The 19146-nt window shown below is 72.6% G+C and carries 13 protein-coding genes; 7 read left to right on the top strand and 6 right to left on the bottom strand.

All coding sequences use genetic code 11. The features are described from left to right. The first annotated feature begins 166 nt into the window (after positions 1 to 166). From OG310_RS26590 to OG310_RS26580, 3 genes are all read left to right on the top strand, one after another. Entirely contained in the window at positions 167 to 511 is a 345-nt protein-coding gene (locus tag OG310_RS26590) for a hypothetical protein (RefSeq protein WP_329458386.1), read from the top strand. A gap of 206 nt (positions 512 to 717) precedes the next feature. Continuing rightward, positions 718 to 1017, top strand: coding sequence for a DUF6343 family protein (locus OG310_RS26585; RefSeq protein WP_329458385.1), 300 nt, complete (start codon positions 718 to 720; stop codon positions 1015 to 1017). Between the two features lie 110 nt (positions 1018 to 1127). Beyond that, positions 1128 to 1496: a DUF3592 domain-containing protein gene (locus OG310_RS26580; RefSeq protein WP_329458384.1), complete on the top strand. Its 369-nt coding sequence runs from the start codon at positions 1128 to 1130 to the stop codon at positions 1494 to 1496. A gap of 98 nt (positions 1497 to 1594) precedes the next feature. Here the strand turns inward: OG310_RS26580 and coaE are convergent, their stop codons facing one another. From coaE to rpsA, 4 genes are all read right to left on the bottom strand, one after another. Further along, positions 1595 to 2212: a dephospho-CoA kinase gene (gene coaE / locus OG310_RS26575; protein ID WP_329458383.1), complete on the bottom strand. Its 618-nt coding sequence runs from the start codon at positions 2210 to 2212 to the stop codon at positions 1595 to 1597. Positions 2213 to 2461: 249 nt separating this feature from the next. Beyond that, on the bottom strand, positions 2462 to 3406 hold the full coding sequence (locus OG310_RS26570; protein WP_329458382.1) for a PAC2 family protein: 945 nt from the start codon (positions 3404 to 3406) through the stop codon (positions 2462 to 2464). 108 nt (positions 3407 to 3514) lie between these two features. Further along, positions 3515 to 5041: a flavin monoamine oxidase family protein gene (locus OG310_RS26565; protein WP_329460396.1), complete on the bottom strand. Its 1527-nt coding sequence runs from the start codon at positions 5039 to 5041 to the stop codon at positions 3515 to 3517. A 383-nt stretch (positions 5042 to 5424) separates the two neighbouring features. Then, a complete protein-coding gene (rpsA, locus tag OG310_RS26560) occupies positions 5425 to 6933 on the bottom strand; it encodes a 30S ribosomal protein S1 (RefSeq protein ID WP_329458381.1) in 1509 nt (502 codons plus the stop codon). 444 nt (positions 6934 to 7377) lie between these two features. Here rpsA and OG310_RS26555 point away from each other — a divergent pair, with 444 nt between their 5' ends. Then, positions 7378 to 8325 carry a class I SAM-dependent methyltransferase gene (locus tag OG310_RS26555; RefSeq protein ID WP_329458380.1) on the top strand — a complete coding sequence of 316 codons (948 nt, stop codon included), beginning with the start codon at positions 7378 to 7380 and terminating at the stop codon, positions 8323 to 8325. Positions 8326 to 8328: 3 nt separating this feature from the next. After that, positions 8329 to 10854: an ATP-dependent helicase HrpB gene (gene hrpB / locus OG310_RS26550; RefSeq protein ID WP_329458379.1), complete on the top strand. Its 2526-nt coding sequence runs from the start codon at positions 8329 to 8331 to the stop codon at positions 10852 to 10854. Between the two features lie 223 nt (positions 10855 to 11077). On the opposite strand, the gene OG310_RS26545 is transcribed toward hrpB, so the two are convergent. Continuing rightward, positions 11078 to 12841: a lytic transglycosylase domain-containing protein gene (locus OG310_RS26545; RefSeq protein WP_329458378.1), complete on the bottom strand. Its 1764-nt coding sequence runs from the start codon at positions 12839 to 12841 to the stop codon at positions 11078 to 11080. Between the two features lie 264 nt (positions 12842 to 13105). Beyond that, complete coding sequence (gene polA / locus OG310_RS26540) at positions 13106 to 15817, bottom strand: DNA polymerase I (protein WP_329458377.1); 2712 nt, start codon at positions 15815 to 15817, stop codon at positions 13106 to 13108. 245 nt (positions 15818 to 16062) lie between these two features. On the opposite strand from polA, the gene OG310_RS26535 reads away from it, so the two are divergent. Both OG310_RS26535 and OG310_RS26530 read left to right on the top strand, forming a co-directional pair. After that, positions 16063 to 18384: an FdhF/YdeP family oxidoreductase gene (locus OG310_RS26535; protein WP_329458376.1), complete on the top strand. Its 2322-nt coding sequence runs from the start codon at positions 16063 to 16065 to the stop codon at positions 18382 to 18384. 38 nt (positions 18385 to 18422) lie between these two features. Then, entirely contained in the window at positions 18423 to 18911 is a 489-nt protein-coding gene (locus OG310_RS26530) for a hotdog fold thioesterase (RefSeq protein WP_329458375.1), read from the top strand. Positions 18912 to 19146: the final 235 nt, after the last annotated feature.

Raw genomic sequence — 19146 nt, 5'->3', positions numbered from 1 at the left:
GGGCCTCGGCGCGACGCCCGGCACGCTCCTCGCGCGGGCGCGCCGGGCCCGTCCCCCGGCCGGCCGTACAGCGCGTGCCGCGCCGTGCCCGGTCCGGCAGGGTGGTGCCATCACCGGCATCCGTGCGGCGACCGCGCACCGCCCCCCGCGAAGACGAGGACGGCTCATGTTCGTGAACCAGCACTGGCGCCTCGCCGGCGCCACCTGTGCGGCGCTCCTGACCGCAGGGCTGGCCGGCGGGTGCTCGGATCTCGGCAGGACCGCCGTGGGGCCGGTCGACCACCTCACGAGCGGTGACCGCGTGATCCAGGTCAACAACCCGGTCGTCACCGGCTGCCACCGCTTCGCCCCGACGGGGGCGCGCGCCGTGGAGAACGGCACGCTCGTGGACCTGATCGCCTATCCCACGCTCAACTGCTCGGGCGCGAACGCGGACTACATCGCGACGACCCTGACAGACACCATCTCCGCCGGGAATCCGCCCTGGCGCAGTTACCGTTTCGTGCACTGACGCACGGCGATTGACGCACGGCCACTGACGCACGGCGTCTTCCGCGGCGCGGGACGGCTGACCCGGTGCGTGGGACGGTCCCGGACGATGGGCCGCCGGGCCCGTGCGCCCGGTCGCGAGCCCACCCCGATCGCCGCTCCCGCCCCGCTTCGAACGCTCCCCATCGGGTACTCCCGTGAGGAGGGGACGGAGGAGGTGGATGCGTCATGCGCACGGGAAACGAACCGGTCACGGCGCGCAGCGCGCTGCGCTTGCGGTTCTGGCTGAGTGTCTGGGGTCTGATCTGGTGCGGGGGCGCCGCCGCGGTCTTCGCGCTGGTGTCCGTGCCGGTGCTGGCGGGCGTGTGCGCCGCCCTGGCACTGATCGCGGTCGTCGACCTCGCGGTGATCGTCCATCGGATGCGGCAGGGGGCGCACTTCCAGCCGGGCCGTGACGTCCCGCCGTACGAACCGGTCTACGGCGCGCGGCGGCAGCGCCCGCCCAGGCACTTGCACCACCATCCGTGAGGGAGGGGGCCGGGGGAGGTTACGCCGTCGGGATGGGGTCCGCGTCAGATGTGCGTCAACGCGCCGACGCTCGCATCCCACGCTCCCGCCGGTCCGATTAGCATCACGGAGTGCAGATCGTCTTCGCGGGGTCCGTCGCTTTCGGCGGGCTCCTCGCGCTGCTCGCGGGCGCCTACGGTCTGTACAGGACCCGGCAGATCCTGGCGAGCGGCACCTCGGCGGTCGCACTCGTGATGCGTCCGCCGCCGGGTGCCGAGCGGCCGATGCTCCAGTTCGAGACGGCGGACGGCCGGGTGATGGAGCTCGTCTCACCCGTCGATCTGGAGGTCGGGTCGGTGGTCGTCCTTGCCTACGACCCGCGGGATCCGCGGGACGTGGCGCTGCCGAGACATCGAAGGACACTGCTCGACGCCGGGTTCGTCGCGGTGGGGGCAGTGGCCCTGCTGCTCGCGGTGGTGCTGGTCGCGACAGCGCTCTGAGCCCCAGGGCGAAGGGCACCCGCACCGGGTGCCCGCGACACGACGTGTCGGCTCCGCCCCCCGCGGGCCGAGACCGGCGGGCCGCGGCGGCCCCGCATTCACCCGGCGTGCTCACCCGGCGACGCGGCGCGCCGCTCCAGTTCGCCCCACACCGACCGCACCCGTGGCTCCAGGGCCTCACGCGGACCGTCGTTGTCGATCACCACGTCCGCGGCGGCGCGCCGCTGCTCACGGGTGGCCTGCGCGGTCATCCGCCGCCGCGCGTCGTCCGCTGTCATGCCGCGCAGCCGTACGAGCCGGTCGAGCTGGGTGCCGGGCGAGGCGTCCACGACGAGGACGACGTCGAAATGGCTCATCATCCCGCCCTCGACCAGCAGCGGGACGTCCTGCACGACGATCGCGTCGTCGCCGGCCGACCGCTCCAGTTCGGCGGACCTCTCCCGCACGAGCGGGTGGACGATCGCGTTCAGGGCCCGGCGGCGTTCCTCGTCCGCGAAGACGACCGCCCCGAGCCGGGGCCGGTCCAGGGTGCCCTCCTCGGTCAGGATCCCGTCGCCGAACTCGGCGACCACCGCCGCCAGACCCGGCGTACCGGGCTCCACGACCTCCCGTGCGATCCGGTCGGCGTCGACCAGTACCGCGCCGTACGACACCAGCAGCTTCGCGACCTCGCTCTTGCCCGAGCCGATACCGCCCGTGAGCCCCACTCTCAGCATGAGCCTCAGCCTACTCAGTGGCCGCGCCCCGAAGTCCGGCGCGGGCACGGCACGCTGCGGACAGCGGCGCGGCCCGCGCCAAGCCGTCAGGCTTCGCGCGGGCCGTTGGTCCCACCGTCTTCCACCGCTGTGCGTGCCGTCCGCCGGTCGCCTTGCGGGCTCCCGGTGCACGTTCGGGGGGCGGGCTCCCGTGCCGCCCGGCCGCTCACGCGTCCCCTCAGGGCCCGCACCGGCCGGTCCGGCGGTTCGTCAGTTCCCGCCCTCGCCTTCGCGTTCGGCGAGGAACTTCTCGAATTCGAGACCGATCTCGTCCGCCGAGGGGATCTCCGCGGGCTCGGCCACCAGGCTGCCCCTGGTCTCGGCCCCGATGATCGCGTCGTACTGGTGCTCAAGGCCCTGGACCATGGTGACCAGGTCCTCGTCGCCCTCGCCCAACTGCCGCTCGATCTCGGTCTGGGTGCGCTGGGCCTCCGTGCGCAGGGCGTGCGCCACGGCCGGCAGGACCAGGCCCGTCGCCGCGGTGATCGTCTCCAGCGCCGTCAGTGCCGCGTCCGGGTACGAGGAACGCGCGACGTAGTGCGGCACGTGCGCCGCCACTCCCAGCACGTCGTGTCCGGCCTCCATCAGCCGCAGCTCCACCAGCGACTCCGCGCTGCCCGGGATCTGGGCCTCGTCGAAGGGGCTGCGGTGGCCGGGCGTGAGGTCCGTACGGTTGCCGTGCGGTGTGATGCCGACGGGACGGGTGTGCGGGACGCCCATCGGGATGCCGTGGAAGTTGACCACGAGGCGCACTCCGAGGCGCTCCACGATCTGCTCGACGGCTGCGGCGAACCGCTCCCACTCGACGTCCGGCTCGGGGCCCGCCAGCAGCAGGAACGGCGCGCCCGTGGCGTCCTGCACCATGCGTACGTCCAGCGACGGCGTCTCGTACTGCGTGAACCGGTCGCGCTTGAAAGTCAGCAGCGGCCGTCGCGCCCGGTAGTCCACCAGCCGGTCGTGGTCGAAGCGGGCAACCACCTGGTGCGGGAGGGCTTCCAGCAGGTTCTCCACGATCTGGTCGCCGGTCTCGCCCGCGTCGATGTATCCGTCGAAGTGGTAGAGCATGACCAATCCGGCCGTCTCCTGCGCCAGGGCCATGTCGACCGCGCTGAGGCCCTTGGGGTCCCACTCGTACAAATCCTGCGGATCAAGCACGATTACCGCTCCTCCTCCTGCTGTTCCCCCGCAAGAACACACCGGGAGGCGCGGGCATTCCCCGCCCGCGCCTCCCGCCCGTGTTCAGCCGGGTACTCGGCCCCTGGTTCAGGCGAGGACGCGCTGGTGCAGTGTAGTCACCACCCTGCGTGCCGAGGAAAACGCTCCGTGCTGCCAGGCGTCGGCGTACGAGAGGTAGTCGCCCGCGAAGTAGACATGCCCGGCGGCCTCGTTGAGCGGTGCGTACGCGGCGGCGTCCGGGCCGCCCTTCATGCTGTGCCAGGCACCGAGGAGGTGCGGGGTCTGACGCCAGTGGTGCGAGAACGAAGTAGCCAGTTCGGTGCGGTAGATGTCGCCGTGGATCTTCACGCCCTGGGCCACCGCGCGACTCTCCCGGCCGGCGGGGCTCAGCGCCCCGTAGGCGTCCGCGTTCGTACCGGTGTTGTAGTAACCGATGACCACGCCGCGGCTGCCGTGGTAGCCGTACGACGGGTACCAGATGTGGCTGAGGTCCATGTCGGTCTCGGTGATGCCGCCGTAGATGCGCAGCTTCTCCTCCCACCAGCGGCTGCGGTATTCCAGCCCGATCTTGCCGGCGGAGACCGGGGTGACGGCCTGGAGCGCCCCCTGCACCGCGCTGCCGAGGTTGTGCGGCGTGGCGGCGAGGATGTGCGGGGGCAGCGCGGCGATGCAGTAGTCGGCGTCGATCGCGTGCTCGCGCCCGTCCTGCGTGTAGGTGACGGTGACGCCGTGCGCCGTGTCGGTGATGCCGCCGACCACGGCTCCGGTCCTGACGCGCCTGCTCCCGATGGCCCTGGTGAGGGCCTTGGGTATCTGGTCCATGCCGCCCACCGGCTGGAACATCATCATGGCCATGTCGTAGTCGAACTCGAAGGAGAAGTACCGGCCCACACCAGTGGACAGCACGTCGGACAGGGACGGTACGGAACCCCGTACGACACCCGGAGTCCCGGCCGCGCCGGGGTCCGTGCTGTAGCCGCGGCGGGCGCTGCCCGTGTAGGTGAGCGAGTCCCCGATGTCGCCGAAGTCCTTGAGCCACTCCAGGAGCCGGTCCTGGTCGTCGGCGGTGACCGCCCCGTCGAGCGCGCCCTTGTCGGTGGCCTTCGCGAGCAGTTCGGAGACGTATCCGTACAGGTCGGCCTTGGCGGTGCGGTAGCGGGTCGGCGCCGTCATGCCGCTCTTCTCGTTGAAGAGGTAGGCGTTGGCGTTCTGGTTGGTGAACGCCTCGATGGGCACGCCGAGTTCGCGGCAGTAGTCGAGGGTGAGCATCCACTGCGCGAGCCGCGCGGGGCCCGCGTTCATGTACTGGCCGTCGCTGAAGTGCGCGGTCTGGCGGTTGCCGTAGGTGTCGGTGGTGGTGTCCCCGCCGCGCACGGTGAAGTTCCGGCCGCCGCTGCGGTCGCGGGCCTCCAGGATCGTGCAGTCGTAGCCGGCCTTGCCCAGCTCGTAAGCGCAGGCGAGGCCCGCGATGCCGCCGCCGACGACGACGACCTTGGCCGCCGCTCTGCCCTTGAGGGTGAAGTCGCCGGTCCGCGGCGCACGGTAACCCGCTTCACGCTCGGCTGCCTGCGCGGCGGTGGGGGCCAGCCCCATGGCGCCCATGGTGGCGAGCATGGCGCCCGCGCCGCCGGTGATCCCCACCGTGCGCAGGAACCCGCGCCGGCTCGTGCCCGTGGAATCGGTAATGGGTGTCTGACGCATGTCCCGGACCCCTTCCTGATCATCAGGTCGTCGGGATCATGTCAATGGCATGTTTCGTGCCGTCTGCCGCGCGTGGTCCCCCGCGTTGCCTTCCGCTCACCACTGTTACGGGCGGGATCCCCGCCACGGTGACGGGGACCCGGCGCCGTGCCGGGCCACGGGCGTGCGCCCGGCGCCCGCCCGTCCGCCTCCCCGTCCCCGCCCCGGCTCCGGACATGCGGAAGGCCCGCTCCCCGAGGGGAACGGGCCTTCCTCACGACATCAGCGCCGGAGCGCCGGTCCGTACCGCGTGAGCGTCAGCTCTGGCCGCCGGCCAGCTTCTCGCGCAGCGCGGCCAGGGCCTCGTCCGACGCGAGAGCGCCGGAGTTGTCCGTGGACTCCGAGGAGTACGAGCCGCCGGACGCCGCCGGAGCGCTGCCCTGGCCGGCGGCCGGAGCCGCCGCACCCTCGGCCGCAGCGGCCTCGTCGGCCTCGCGGGACTTGATGACCTGCGCCTGGTGCTGCTCGAAGCGCTGCTGCGCCTCGGCGTACTGGGTCTCCCACACCTCGCGCTGAGTCTCGTAGCCCTCGAGCCAGTCGTTGGTCTCGGGGTCGAAGCCCTCGGGGTAGATGTAGTTGCCCTGGTCGTCGTACGACGCGGCCATGCCGTAGAGCGTCGGGTCGAACTCGACCGAGGCCGGGTCGGTACCGAAGGACTCGTTGGCCTGCTTCAGCGAGAGGCTGATGCGGCGGCGCTCCAGGTCGATGTCGATGACCTTGACGAAGATCTCGTCGTTGACCTGGACGACCTGCTCCGGGATCTCCACGTGGCGCTCGGCCAGCTCGGAGATGTGGACCAGACCCTCGATGCCCTCGTCCACACGGACGAACGCGCCGAACGGCACCAGCTTCGTGACCTTGCCGGGGACGACCTGGCCGATCTGGTGCGTACGGGCGAACTGCTGCCACGGGTCTTCCTGCGTCGCCTTCAGCGACAGGGAGACACGCTCGCGGTCCATGTCGACGTCCAGGACCTCGACCGTGACCTCCTGGCCGACCTCGACGACCTCGGACGGGTGGTCGATGTGCTTCCAGGACAGCTCCGAGACGTGCACGAGACCGTCGACACCGCCGAGGTCCACGAACGCACCGAAGTTGACGATGGAGGAGACGACGCCGGAGCGCACCTGACCCTTCTGCAGGGTGGTGAGGAAGGTCTGGCGGACCTCGCTCTGCGTCTGCTCCAGCCAGGCACGGCGGGACAGGACCACGTTGTTGCGGTTCTTGTCCAGCTCGATGATCTTGGCTTCGAGCTCCTTGCCCACGTAGGGCTGGAGGTCGCGCACGCGGCGCATCTCGACCAGGGAGGCCGGCAGGAAGCCACGGAGGCCGATGTCGAGGATGAGACCACCCTTGACGACCTCGATGACCGTACCGGTGACGATCCCGTCTTCTTCCTTGATCTTCTCGATCGTGCCCCAGGCGCGCTCGTACTGAGCGCGCTTCTTGGACAGGATGAGACGGCCTTCCTTGTCCTCCTTCTGGAGGACCAGGGCCTCGATCTCATCGCCCACGGCGACGACCTCATTGGGGTCGACGTCGTGCTTGATCGAAAGCTCGCGGGAGGGGATGACACCCTCGGTCTTGTAACCGATGTCGAGCAGGACCTCGTCCCGGTCGACCTTCACGATGACGCCGTCGACGATGTCGCCGTCGTTGAAGTACTTGATCGTCTCGTCGATCGCGGCGAGGAAGGCTTCCTCGTTACCGATGTCGTTGACCGCAACCTGCGGGGTGGTGGCGGTGGTCTCGGTGCTGCTCGTCATGTGGGAAAGGGCTCCGGTACGGACAGTGAGTCGTAGGTACTGCTACGCCGAGAGCCCGATATCGCGTCTGTGGAAGAACCGGACACGCCATTGAGCGCCCGCCCCGGTCGGTACCTACCGGCCGGATGGGCGCCTCGACGAGCGAGGAACTCCGAACAGATGCGAGCGCGGCTGCTACGTCTGAGGCGCGCAAGCCCGCAGCGCAACCTTTAGCATACGGGGGCAGCCAGGCATGGTCAATGCGCGAAGGCGCACACCCGGGGCGGAACCTCGCATACCGGAAAGTGGCACGTCGCGCGGGCCCCGCTTCCGTCCGCCCGCCCGGCCCCGCACCCAGGACCCGGCCGGGCGGTCGCGGGCGGCCCGCTGCCACACTCGGCCCAGCGGCCGGCCGTTGCGGCCGGTCCCTTCGGAGACTGCACGCACCCTACGACGACGGACACGATGATCCAAGAGCCCGGAGCACACGAGCCCCGCACCAGTACCCCGCAGCCGCCCGCGCACGAGGACCGCGCGGCGCCCTACGACCCCCTTCTGTACGAGGCGGGGCACGAAGCACCCGCGGACGGCGACGGGGAGGACGAAGGCAGCGAACCGGAGGCCGCCCGCCGCGGCGCCGGTGAAGCCGAGAGTTCCCGCGCGAACCGCGGGTGGTGGGACAGGAACGCCGACGAGTACCAGAGTGAGCACGGCACGTTCCTCGGCGACGACCGCTTCGTCTGGTGCCCCGAGGGCCTGGACGAGATGGAGGCGGAACTCCTCGGCCCGCTGGAGTCGCTGAGCGGGCTCGACGTCCTGGAGATCGGCGCGGGTGCCGCCCAGTGCTCGCGCTGGCTCGCGGCGCAGGGGGCCCGGCCCGTCGCCCTTGACCTCTCGCACCGCCAGCTCCAGCACGGCCGCCGCATCGACGACGAGCGGGCCCGCCCGCTCGCGCTGGTCCAGGCCGACGCGGGGGTGCTGCCGTTCCGCGACGGCGCGTTCGACCTGGCGTGTTCCGCGTACGGCGCGGTGCCGTTCGTCGCCGACTCCGCGAAGGTCTTCCACGAGGTGCACCGGGTGCTGCGGCCCGGCGGCCGGTGGGTGTTCTCGGTGACGCACCCGGTGCGCTGGGCGTTCCCCGACGAACCGGGCCCCGAGGGCCTGACCGCGACGATGCCGTACTTCGACCGCACGCCCTACGTCGAGCAGGACGAGGAGGGCAACGCGGTGTACGTGGAGCACCACAGGACCCTCGGCGACCGGGTACGGGACCTGACGGCGTCCGGGTTCCGGCTGGTGGACCTGGTCGAGCCGGAGTGGCCGGCGTGGAACACGCAGGAGTGGGGTGGCTGGTCGCCGCTGCGCGGGCGGCTGCTGCCGGGCACCGCGATCTTCGTCTGCGTACGGGACTGACGCGTGACGTCCCCGCGCGCCGACGCGCTCGCCGCCCTGCCCGTCAAGGCGGTGCTGCCGGAACTGACCGCGGCGCTCGACGCGGCCGGGTGCGCGGTGCTCTGCGCGCCGCCGGGCACCGGCAAGACGACCCTCGTACCGCTGGCGCTCGCGGGGCTGCTGCCCGGCGGCGGTCCGGTGCGACGGGTCCTCGTCGCCGAGCCGCGGCGGATCGCGGCGCGCGCGGCGGCCCGCCGGATGGCGTGGCTGCTGGGCGAGCGCGCCGGGCAGCGGGTGGGGTTCACGGTGCGCGGGGAGCGCGCGGTGGGGCCCGACACGGTCGTGGAGGTGGTGACCACCGGCGTCCTGCTCCAGCGGCTCCAGCGCGACCAGGAGCTGGCGGGCGTGGACGTGGTGATCCTGGACGAGTGCCACGAGCGGCACCTGGACGCCGACACGGCTGCCGCGTTCCTGCTGGACGTACGAGCGGCCCTGCGGCCGGAACTGCGGCTGGTGGCGGCGTCCGCGACGACGGACGCGGCCGGCTGGTCCGCGCTCCTCGGGGACGCGCCCGTGGTGGAGGCCGGCGGTGTCGCCCACCCGGTGGACGTGGTGTGGGCGCCGCCGGCCCGGCCCGTGCGGCCGCCGCACAGCATGCGGGTCGATCCCGCGCTGCTGACGCACGTGGCGTCGGTGGTGCGCAGGGCGCTCGCCGAACGCACCGGGGACGTCCTGGTCTTCCTGCCGGGCGTCGGTGAGATCGGCCGCGTGGCCGGGCAGTTGGGCGACACCGGCGAACTCGGCGCCGAGGTGCTCCAGGTGCACGGGCGGGCGCCCGCCGCCGTGCAGGACGCGGTCCTCGCCGGGCCCACGGGCGGGCGGCGGGTGGTGCTGGCGACGGCGGTCGCCGAGTCGAGCCTGACGGTGCCGGGCGTACGGGTGGTGGTGGACGCGGGGCTCGCCCGCGAACCGCGCACGGACCACGCGCGCGGCCTGAGCGCTCTGGCGACGGTCCGGGTGTCGCAGGCGGGCGCCACGCAGCGCGCGGGCCGCGCCGGGCGCGAGGCGCCCGGCGCGGTGTACCGGTGCTGGCCCGAGGCCGACCACGGCCGCCTCGCCCGGTTCCCCGCGCCGGAGATCAAGGTCGCGGACCTGACGGCGTTCGCGCTGGCAGCCGCGTGCTGGGGCGACCCGGACGCCTCGGGCCTCGCACTGCTCGACGCGCCGCCGGCCGGCGCGCTGGCGGCGGCGCGCGAGGTGCTGGCAGCGATCGGCGCGACGGAGCCCGGCACTGGCAGGGCCACGCCGCGCGGCGCCCGGCTGGCCCGGCTGGGTGTGCACCCCCGGCTGGCACGGGCCCTGCTGGACGGTGCCGAGCGGGTCGGCGCGCGGGCCGCGGCGGAGGTCGTCGCCCTGCTGAGCGAGGAGCCTCCGCGCTCCTACGGCGACGACCTGGCGGCGGCTCTACGGGCGGCGCGCGCGGGCGGCGACGCGTACGGCGCGCGGTGGCGCCAGGAGGTGCGGCGGCTGGAGGGCGCGCTCCCCGACGCGGTGCGCGGGCGGCGGGGCGGCCGCGGCGGCGACGACGCGGTGGCGGGTCTGGTCGCCGCGCTCGCCTTCCCGGAGCGGGTGGCAGGGGCGCGTGGCGGCGGGACGTACCTGATGGTGTCGGGGACGGGCGCGGAACTCACCGAGGGATCCCGGCTGCGCGGCCAGGAGTGGCTGGCCGTCGCGGTGGCGGACCGGCCCGCGACGGCACCGGCGGCCCGGGTGCGGCTGGCGGCCGTCATCGACGAGGGCACGGCGCTTGAGGCGGCGGGGGCGCTGCGTTCGGCGGCCGAGGAGGTCCACTGGCAGGACGGCGACGTGGTGGCCAGGCGCGTGGAGCGGCTGGGCGCGGTCGAGTTGTCCGTACGGCCGCTGCGCAACCCGGCGGCCGGGCTCGTACGGGACGCGCTGCTCGACGGGCTGCGGCGCGAAGGCCCGGGGCTGCTGCACTGGACGCGCGAGGCGCGGCAGTTGCGGGACCGGCTGGCATTCCTGCGGCGCGCCGTGGGCGGCGGCTGGCCGGACGTGTCGGATTCGGCGCTGCTGGAGCACGCGGACGACTGGCTGGAGCCCGAGCTGTCGCGGGCCCGGCGCCGGGCGGACCTGGCCAGGATCGACGCGGGGCAGGCGCTGCGGCGGCTGCTGCCCTGGGCGAGGGGCGAGGCCGGGCGGCTTGACGAGCTGGCGCCGGAGCGCATCGAGGTGCCGAGCGGGTCGCGCGTGCGGGTCGACTACGAGGGCGAGCAGCCGGTGCTCGCGGTCAAACTGCAGGAGCTGTTCGGGCTGCGGGAGACCCCCACGGTGGCGGGCGTGCCCGTGGTGGTGCACCTGCTGTCGCCCGCGGGCCGCCCCGCGGCGGTCACGGCGGACCTGGCGTCGTTCTGGCAGGAGGGGTACCGGGCGGTGCGCGCGGAGTTGCGCGGCCGGTATCCGCGCCACCCCTGGCCGGAGGACCCGTCCACGGCCCGGCCGACGCGGCGCCTGCAGCCACGCAAGCACTGAGCCGGGATCACGTGACGGCGCCGGCCCCGGGTGGGGCCGGCGCGCGGCGGCCTGCACACCGCGTGCGGGCGCGTGGGATCAGGCGTACGCGCGGGCCTCGTGCGGACGGCTTCGGGCGGGTCCGGGTCCGGGTCCGGGTCCCGGGCGATGCGGGTCCCGGCACGGCGCCGCCCCCGTTCGGACGGGCCGGACGGGGGCGGGCACGTGCGTGGCGCCCGGGTGGCTACTTGGCCGAGGCGGACGGCGAGGGCGACGGGTCGTCGGACGGCGGGTCGGACGGGGTGGTCGCCTCAGTGACCGTCACCTTGACGCTCACGCTGCCGCCGCCGTTCGCAGCCGTGAGCGTGATCAGGTACGTGCCGGCGTCCTTGCCCGCGACGAGCGTCGGCAGGGTCAGGGTGCCGTCCGCGGCCGTCGTCAGCCCGGACAGGGTCGTGACGAGCGTGCCGTCGGCGTTCTTGAAGGACGGCCCGCCGGCCGCCACCGGATTGCCCTTGTCGTCCACGATCGCCGCGGACACGGCCACCTTGGCCGCGACCTCGCCCTTCAGCGTGGCCTTGACGGCGATGGGGGTCTTGAACTCCGCCCCGGCCTCGGTGCTCTGGTCGCCGTCCTTGCCGAGGTAGACGAGCGCGTCGGCGCTGTGCGGGGTGACGGAGGCCTTGAAGTCGGCGGCGGGCGCCTTGCCCGCGGTGGCCCGCACGCTGAACGCGCCCACGTCCTCGCCGGCCCGGACGGCGGGGGCACTCGCGGTGCCGTCCTTGCCGGTGGTGACGGTGGTCTTGGTGGTGGCGCCGCCGTCGAAGTGCGCGTCCGTGGCACCGGTGATCTCGAAGGTGACGGCGATCCCGGCCATCGGCTTGCCCGTGCTGTCGAGCGCGCGGACCTCGGCGTGCCCGTCGAACAGCGCGCCCGCCATGGCGGTCAGCGCGTCGCCCGCGGTCTTCGCCAGACTCTTCAGGACGGGCGTGGGCGTGGCGGGCGGGCTGGTGGGCGGCGGGGTGCTGCTGCCACCGCCGGGCTTGCCGGGCTTACCCGGCTTCGTCGGGGTGGACGGCGGGCTGCTCTGCGGGGGCTTCGGCGTCTGCGTCGGCAGGGCGGGCGTGCTCGGCGCGGTGGAGAAGGGGTCCGCGGAGGGCGAGGGGTCGACCGGGCTGGTGCTGGTGGGCAGGGTGCCCGTGCCGTCCGGGATCTCGTGGGTGCCCTTGCGGTAGTACTCGTACCAGGACAGGACGGTGTCGAGGTACTCCTGCGACTGGTTGTAGCTGAGGATCGCGGCGTTCATGTCGCCCTGGACCGTCATGTCGTGATCGCTCGCGCAGAGCTTCGCGCCCGTGGCGAGCGCGGCGTCGAAGATGTTGTTGGGGTCCTTGACGCCGTCGTGGTTCGCGTCGCGGCCCCAGGTCTGCCAGGTGGAGGGAATGAACTGCATGGGCCCGACGGCGCGGTCGTGGACCGTGTCCTGGTCGTAGACGCCGTGGTCGGTGTCAGGGATGTTCGCGAACCCGTCGCCGTTGAGGACGGGCCCGAGTATGGGGTGCAGCGTCGTGCCGTTGGCGTCGACGTCACCGCCGCGCGCCTGACCCGACTCGACCTTGCCGATCGCGGCGAGGAGCTGCCAGGGCAGGTGGCACTGCGGGTTGGTCCCCCGCAGCTCCTGCTCGGCCTGCTTATACGCGGCGAGCACGGTCGCCGGGATGCCCGACTCAGTGGAACCGCCGACCGTCGTGCCCGGGTCCGGCAGGGTGCCGGCGGCCGGCGTCGGCGAGTCGAGCGGCGGAAGGTCCGTGTAGTAGCGCGAGTTGCCACTGGCGGTGTCGGGGGTGGAGTCCTGCGCGTCGCCCGCGCTCTGCTGCCCGCCGCCCGCGCCGGTGAGGGGCGCGGTGAGACCGGGGGCTCCCGAGGCGGAGAGTGCGGCGATGGCCACGGCGGCGACCGCCGTCGTGGTCGCCCCTCTGCGCAGCCTGCGACCGAATAGCGCTGCCATGACGAATGACCCTCCCCCAGAACGACACTTCGCGCTCCCGCGCCCCGACTCAGGCGACCCTACGACACCACCCGGTGCGGGCACAGCGCCCCCTGACCGCTTTTCACCACTTCGCTACCTGTGCGTCGTCCTCCGCTTCCCGAACTCACAGGAACGGCCGGCCGGACGCGGAAAGAACGGTGGGCGGCGACGGCCCTTCCGGGCCGTCGCCGCCCACCGTTCACCAGGGGTCGTCGTCCGCGGCTGTCCGCGGGATCGCCGCGGTCAGTGCGCCGCGGACTCCCAGTCGGTCCCGTAGCCGACGGATACGTCGAGCGGGGCGCGGAGCTGGGCCGCGGCCGGCATCTCCCGGCGCAGCAGTTCCTCCACGGCGTCCCGCTCGCCGGGGGCGACCTCCAGGACGATTTCGTCGTGGACCTGGAGCAGCATGCGGGAGGAGAGCGCAGCCTCGGTCAGGGCGCGGTCCACGTTGAGCATCGCGATCTTGACGATGTCCGCGGCGGTGCCCTGGATCGGGGCGTTGAGCGCCATGCGCTCGGCGGTCTCGCGGCGCTGGCGGTTGTCGCTGTTGAGGTCCGGGAGGTAGCGGCGGCGGCCGAGCATGGTCTCGGTGTAGCCGGTGGCCCGTGCCTCGTCCACGACGCGGCGCAGGTAGTCCCGTACGCCGCCGAAGCGCTCGAAGTAGTTCTCCATCAGGACGCGCGCCTCGGCGGCCTCGATGCCCAACTGCCCGGACAGGCCGAACGCGGAGAGGCCGTAGGCCAGCCCGTACGACATGGCCTTGATCTTGCGCCGCATCTCGGGGTCGACGGACCCCTTGTCGACGTCGAAGACCTGGGAGGCGACCGTCGTGTGCAGGTCCTCGCCGGAGGCGAATGCCTCGACGAGGTCGTCGTCCTCCGACAGGTGGGCCATGACGCGCAGTTCGATCTGGCTGTAGTCCGCGGTCATCAGCGACTCGAAGCCCTCGCCGACGACGAAGCCGCGGCGGATGGCCCGGCCCTCGTCCGTGCGGACCGGGATGTTCTGCAGGTTGGGGTCGGTGGAGGAGAGCCGGCCGGTCGCCGCGACGGTCTGGTTGAACGTCGTGTGGATGCGCTCGTCGCCCGCGATGCTCTTGATCAGGCCCTCGACCGTGACCCGCAGCTTGGCCTGCTCGCGGTGGCGCAACATGATCACGGGAAGTTCGTGCTCGGTCTGCGCGGCGAGCCAGGCGAGGGCGTCGGCGTCGGTGGTGTAGCCCGTCTTGGTCTTCTTCGTCTTCGGCAGGCCCAGTTCACCGAAGAGCACCTCCTGGAGCTGCTTGGGCGAGCCGAGGTTGAACTCGCGGCCGACGGCGGCGTGGGCCTCCTTGACGGCCTGCTGCACGGCGCCGGCGAACTGCTGCTCCATCGCCTCCAGATGGGCGCGGTCCGCGGCGATGCCGTGCCGCTCGAGCCGGGCCAGCATGGTGGAGGTGGGCAGCTCGATCTCGTCGAGGAGGCGAGTCGCGCCGACCTCGGTGAGCCGCTCCGTGAACGCGACACCGAGGTCGAGGACGGCGCGCGCCTGCGACATCAGCGCCTCGGCCTCGGCCTGCTCGTCGGTGCCGAACGCGAGCTGCCCGTCGGCCGCCGCGGGCGGGGTGAGCTCACGGCCGAGGTACTCGACGGCGAGCGAGTCCAGTTCGAAGGAGCGGCGGCCCGGCTTGACGAGGTAGGCGGCGAGCGCGGTGTCCATGCCGACGCCCTTGATGTGCCAGCCGTGCTCGGGCAGGACCCTATGAAGGTTCTTCGCTTTGTGCAGGACCTTGGGGCGGTCGGCGTCGCCGAGCCACGCGGTGAGGGCCCGCTCGTCGGCCTCGTCGAGCTGAGTGGTGTCGAACCAGGCGGCGGGTCCCTCGGCGGTGGCGAGGGCGATCTCGGTGATGCTGCCCGTGCCGAGCGCCCAGGTGTCGACCGTGGCGACGCCGAGCGGCACCGTGCCGTGCTCGGCGAGCCAGGGGGCGAGTTCGCCGGTGGTGAGGACGGAGCCGTCGAGCGCGATGCCCTCGGCGGGCGCGGGCGGCTCCGCCTCCGCGGCGCCCGGGTCGACGGCGAGCAGCCGCTCGCGCAGGCTCGGGTTGCGGATCTCCAGGAGCTCCAGCAGGCCGGTCAGCGCACCGCGGTCGTAGGGCTCGCGGGCCAGCAGCGACACGGGCTTCGGCAGCGGCACGTCCTTGACCATCTCGGTCAGGCGGCGGTTGAGCTGGACCGACGGGAGGTGGTCCCGGAAGTTCTGGCCGGCTTTGCCCTTGACCTCGTCGGCGCGCTCCACGAGCTCCGCGAACGAGCCGAACTGGTTGATCCACTTCGCGGCGGTCTTCTCGCCGACGCCGGGGATGCCGGGGAGGTTGTCGGACGGATCGCCCCGCAGCGCCGCGAAGTCCGGGTACTGCGCGGGGGTCAGTCCATACTTCTCGTGGACCTTCGCGGGGGTGAAGCGCGTGAGCTCGGACACGCCCTTGGTCGGGTACAGCACCGTGGTGTGGTCGCTGACCAGCTGGAAGGAGTCCCGGTCGCCCGTGACGATGAGCACGTCGAAGCCCTCGGCCTCGGCCTGGGTGACGAGGGTGGCGATGATGTCGTCCGCCTCGAAGCCCTCGACGGCGAAGCGGTCCGCGTGCATCGCGTCCAGGAGCTCCCCGATGAGTTCGACCTGTCCCTTAAACTCGTCGGGGGTCGTGGAGCGGTTCGCCTTGTACTCCGGGAACTCACCGGAGCGCCAGGTCTTGCGCGACACGTCGAACGCGACGGCGAAGTGCGTGGGCGCCTCGTCACGCAACGTGTTCGCCAGCATCGACGCGAAGCCGTAGATGGCATTGGTCGGCTGGCCCGACGCGGTCGTGAAGTTCTCCGCGGGCAGCGCGAAGAACGCCCGGTACGCCAGGGAGTGCCCGTCCATGAGGAGCAGGCGCGGACGATCTGTCACGGTCTTCTTCGATGCTGTCTCAGCCACGGGTCCGATCCTGCCACGCCCCACTGACATTCCCGACCGCCCGCCGCCCCCGGCGGACGGCCGGCCGCCGCCGTCGCCGCCAGGGCGCGCGAGCGGCGGACCCCGCTTCGCCGGTGGGCCACGTCACAGGCGGGCCGTGATCACAACGGACCGCCCCCGTGGGAGCATTGAATATTGTAGACAGTTCGCGCCGTCCGGTGCGGTGCGGGTTCTCGACCCGGAGCCCGGCAGACAGGGAGAGCACCATGGCCAGTAAGCCCCCCGCACAGGACCCCGCCCAGGACGCGCCGCGGGTCTCCCCGCCCCAGCACGCCGCCGCCGGGATCCCCGCCGTACGCCACAGCCTGCAGATCGCCCAGCGGCAGATGGGCACGGCCCGCACCGCCCGCACCCTGCTCAAGGTCAACCAGAAGAACGGCTTCGACTGCCCCGGCTGCGCCTGGCCCGAAGGGGACCACCGGCACATCGCCGAGTTCTGCGAGAACGGCGCCAAGGCCGTCGCCGAGGAGGCGACGCTGCGCCGTGTGACGCCCTCGTTCTTCGCCGCGCACCCGCTGTCCGACCTCGCCACCCGCAGCGGCTACTGGCTCGGCCAGCAGGGCCGCATCACGGAGCCCATGCTGTTCGAGCGCGACGCCTCACCCGGCTCCGACGACGACGGCCACTACCGGCCCGTCTCCTGGGAGGCGGCCTTCGAGATCATCGCCGAGGAGCTGCGCGCGCTCGCCTCCCCCGACGAGGCCCTCTTCTACACCTCGGGCCGCACGAGCAACGAGACGGCGTTCCTGCTCCAGCTGTTCGCCCGCGAGTTCGGCACCAACAACCTGCCCGACTGCTCCAACATGTGCCACGAGTCGTCCGGCTCCGCGCTCACGGAGACCATCGGCATCGGCAAGGGCAGCGTCTCCCTGGAGGACATCCACCAGGCCGACCTGATCATCGTCGCCGGCCAGAACCCGGGCACGAACCACCCCCGGATGCTCTCCGCGCTGGAGAAGGCCAAGGACGCGGGGGCGCGGATCATCTCCGTCAACCCGCTGCCGGAAGCGGGACTCGAACGGTTCAAGAACCCGCAGACCGCGAAGGGCGCCCTGAAGGGCGCGGCCCTGACCGACCTGTTCCTCCAGATCAGGATCGGCGGCGACCAGGCCCTGTTCCGGCTGCTGAACAAGCTGATCCTGGCGACCCCCGGCGCCGTCGACCAGGAGTTCGTCGACGAGCACACCCACGGCTACGACGACTTCGTCAAGGCCGCCCGCGAGGCGGACTGGGACGAGACACTCGCCGCCACCGGCCTCAGCCGCGCTTCCATCGAGAAGGCGCTGGAGCTGGTCCTCGCCTCCGAGCGGACCATCGTGTGCTGGGCGATGGGCCTCACCCAGCACAAGCACTCCGTGCCCACCATCAGGGAGGTCGTCAACTTCCTGCTGCTGCGCGGCAACATCGGCCGGACCGGCGCCGGGGTCTGCCCGGTGCGCGGCCACTCCAACGTGCAGGGCGACCGCACGATGGGCATCTTCGAACGTCCCGCGGCGTCCTTCCTCGACGCCCTCGACCGCGAGTTCGGCATCACCTCACCGCGCCACCACGGCTACGACGTCGTCCGCTCCATCGAGGCGATGCGCGACGGCGAGGCGAAGGTCTTCTTCGCCATGGGCGGCAACTTCGTCGCGGCCACGCCCGACACCGACGTCACCGAGGCGGCCATGCGCTCCACCCGCCTGACCGTGCACGTCTCCACGAAGCTCAACCGCTCCCACGCCGTCACGGGCGCCCGCGCCCTGATCCTGCCGACCCTCGGCCGCACCGACAAGGACGTCCAGGCCGGCGGCAAGCAGGTCGTCACCGTCGAGGACTCCATGGGCATGGTGCACGCCTCGCGCGGCAACCTGGCGCCGGCCTCACCGCATCTGCTGTCCGAACCGGCCATCGTGGCCCGTCTGGCGCGTGCCGTCCTCGGCGCCGCGTCCCGCACGCCGTGGGAGGAGTTCGAGAAGGACTACGCCACGATCCGGGACCGCATCGCACGCGTCGTGCCGGGCTTCGAGGACTTCAACGCGCGCGTCGCCGACCCGAACGGCTTCGCCCTGCCCCACGGACCGCGCGACGAACGCAGGTTCCCCACCGCCACCGGCAAGGCCAACTTCACCGCGGCACCCGTCGAGCACCCCGAACTGCCGCCCGGCCGCCTGCTGCTGCAGACCCTGCGCTCGCACGACCAGTACAACACCACCATCTACGGCCTCGACGACCGCTACCGCGGCATCAAGGACGGCCGCCGCGTGGTGCTGGTCAACCCGGAGGACGCCCGGGAACTCGCCCTCGCCGACGGCGCGTACACCGACATCGTCAGCGAGTGGAAGGACGGCGTGGACCGCCGCGCCCCGCACTTCCGGGTCGTGCACTACCCGACCGCGCGGGGCTGCGCCGCCGCGTACTACCCGGAGACCAACGTGCTCATCCCGCTGGGCGCCACCGCCGACACCAGCAACACGCCCGCAAGCAAGTCCGTCGTCGTACGGTTCGAACCCGCGAGCGAGCCCACGACCGGCGCGTCTGATAAGTAAGACGGGCCAACATCACGCAGAGGATCGGAGCCGGGCCCATGGCCGACACGTACGAGACGGACGGGCCGGACGCGTCCGGCCCCGAGCTGCCGAAGGACATCGTCGACGAGTACGCCGCGCTCGGCACCGACCTGCCGGCGCTGTTCTCCGCCGGGCACCTCGGCACCCGCATGGGCATCAGGATCACCGAGGCGTCCGCGGACCGCGTCGTCGGCACCATGCCCGTCGAGGGCAACACCCAGCCGTACGGACTCCTGCACGGCGGCGCGTCCGCCGTGCTCGCCGAGACCCTCGGCTCCATCGGCGCCATGCTGCACGGCCGCAGCACCAAGATCGCCGTCGGGGTCGACCTCAACTGCACGCATCACAGGGGCCTGTCGTCCGGCACCGTCACCGGTGTCGCGACCCCGGTGCACCGCGGCCGGTCCACCACCACGCACGAGATCGTCATCAGCGACGAACAGGGCCGGCGCGTGTGCACCGCGCGCCTGACCTGCCTGCTGCGCGACGCGCCGAACGCCGGCTAGAAGCACCCGCGACGTCGCCGCCGTCCGCGCGCGGGAGCGACATGGCGGACACCACCCGGGCGGGGGCGACGCCCGATCGGCGCCGGAACGGATCAATCCCCGTCCCGGCGCCGACTGTTGTGTGACCGATGGTGACCGCTTACCGTTCCTCCATGGCGACCACGCCGCATCCCCCCATCACCTCGCCGACGCGCGCGGCCCCCATGCGGCCGGCCGCCGGCCGCCCGGCCGCCAC

This window comes from Streptomyces sp. NBC_01497 (assembly GCF_036250695.1).
In the GTDB taxonomy this organism is placed as follows: Bacteria; Actinomycetota; Actinomycetes; order Streptomycetales; family Streptomycetaceae; genus Streptomyces.
This window is presented reverse-complemented; position numbering and strand designations above follow the sequence as displayed.

Excerpts from the sequence above, each read along its gene's own strand:
- OG310_RS26590 (WP_329458386.1), top strand. The coding sequence starts at position 167 with ATGTTCGTGAACCAGCACTGGCGCCTCGCCGGCGCCACCTGTGCGGCG.
- OG310_RS26585 (WP_329458385.1), top strand. The coding sequence starts at position 718 with ATGCGCACGGGAAACGAACCGGTCACGGCGCGCAGCGCGCTGCGCTTG.
- coaE (WP_329458383.1), bottom strand. The coding sequence starts at position 2,212 with ATGCTGAGAGTGGGGCTCACGGGCGGTATCGGCTCGGGCAAGAGCGAG.
- OG310_RS26565 (WP_329460396.1), bottom strand. The coding sequence starts at position 5,041 with ATGCTCGCCACCATGGGCGCCATGGGGCTGGCCCCCACCGCCGCGCAG.
- rpsA (WP_329458381.1), bottom strand. The coding sequence starts at position 6,933 with ATGACGAGCAGCACCGAGACCACCGCCACCACCCCGCAGGTTGCGGTC.
- OG310_RS26555 (WP_329458380.1), top strand. The coding sequence starts at position 7,378 with ATGATCCAAGAGCCCGGAGCACACGAGCCCCGCACCAGTACCCCGCAG.
- OG310_RS26545 (WP_329458378.1), bottom strand. The coding sequence starts at position 12,841 with ATGGCAGCGCTATTCGGTCGCAGGCTGCGCAGAGGGGCGACCACGACG.
- OG310_RS26535 (WP_329458376.1), top strand. The coding sequence starts at position 16,063 with ATGGCCAGTAAGCCCCCCGCACAGGACCCCGCCCAGGACGCGCCGCGG.
- OG310_RS26530 (WP_329458375.1), top strand. The coding sequence starts at position 18,423 with ATGGCCGACACGTACGAGACGGACGGGCCGGACGCGTCCGGCCCCGAG.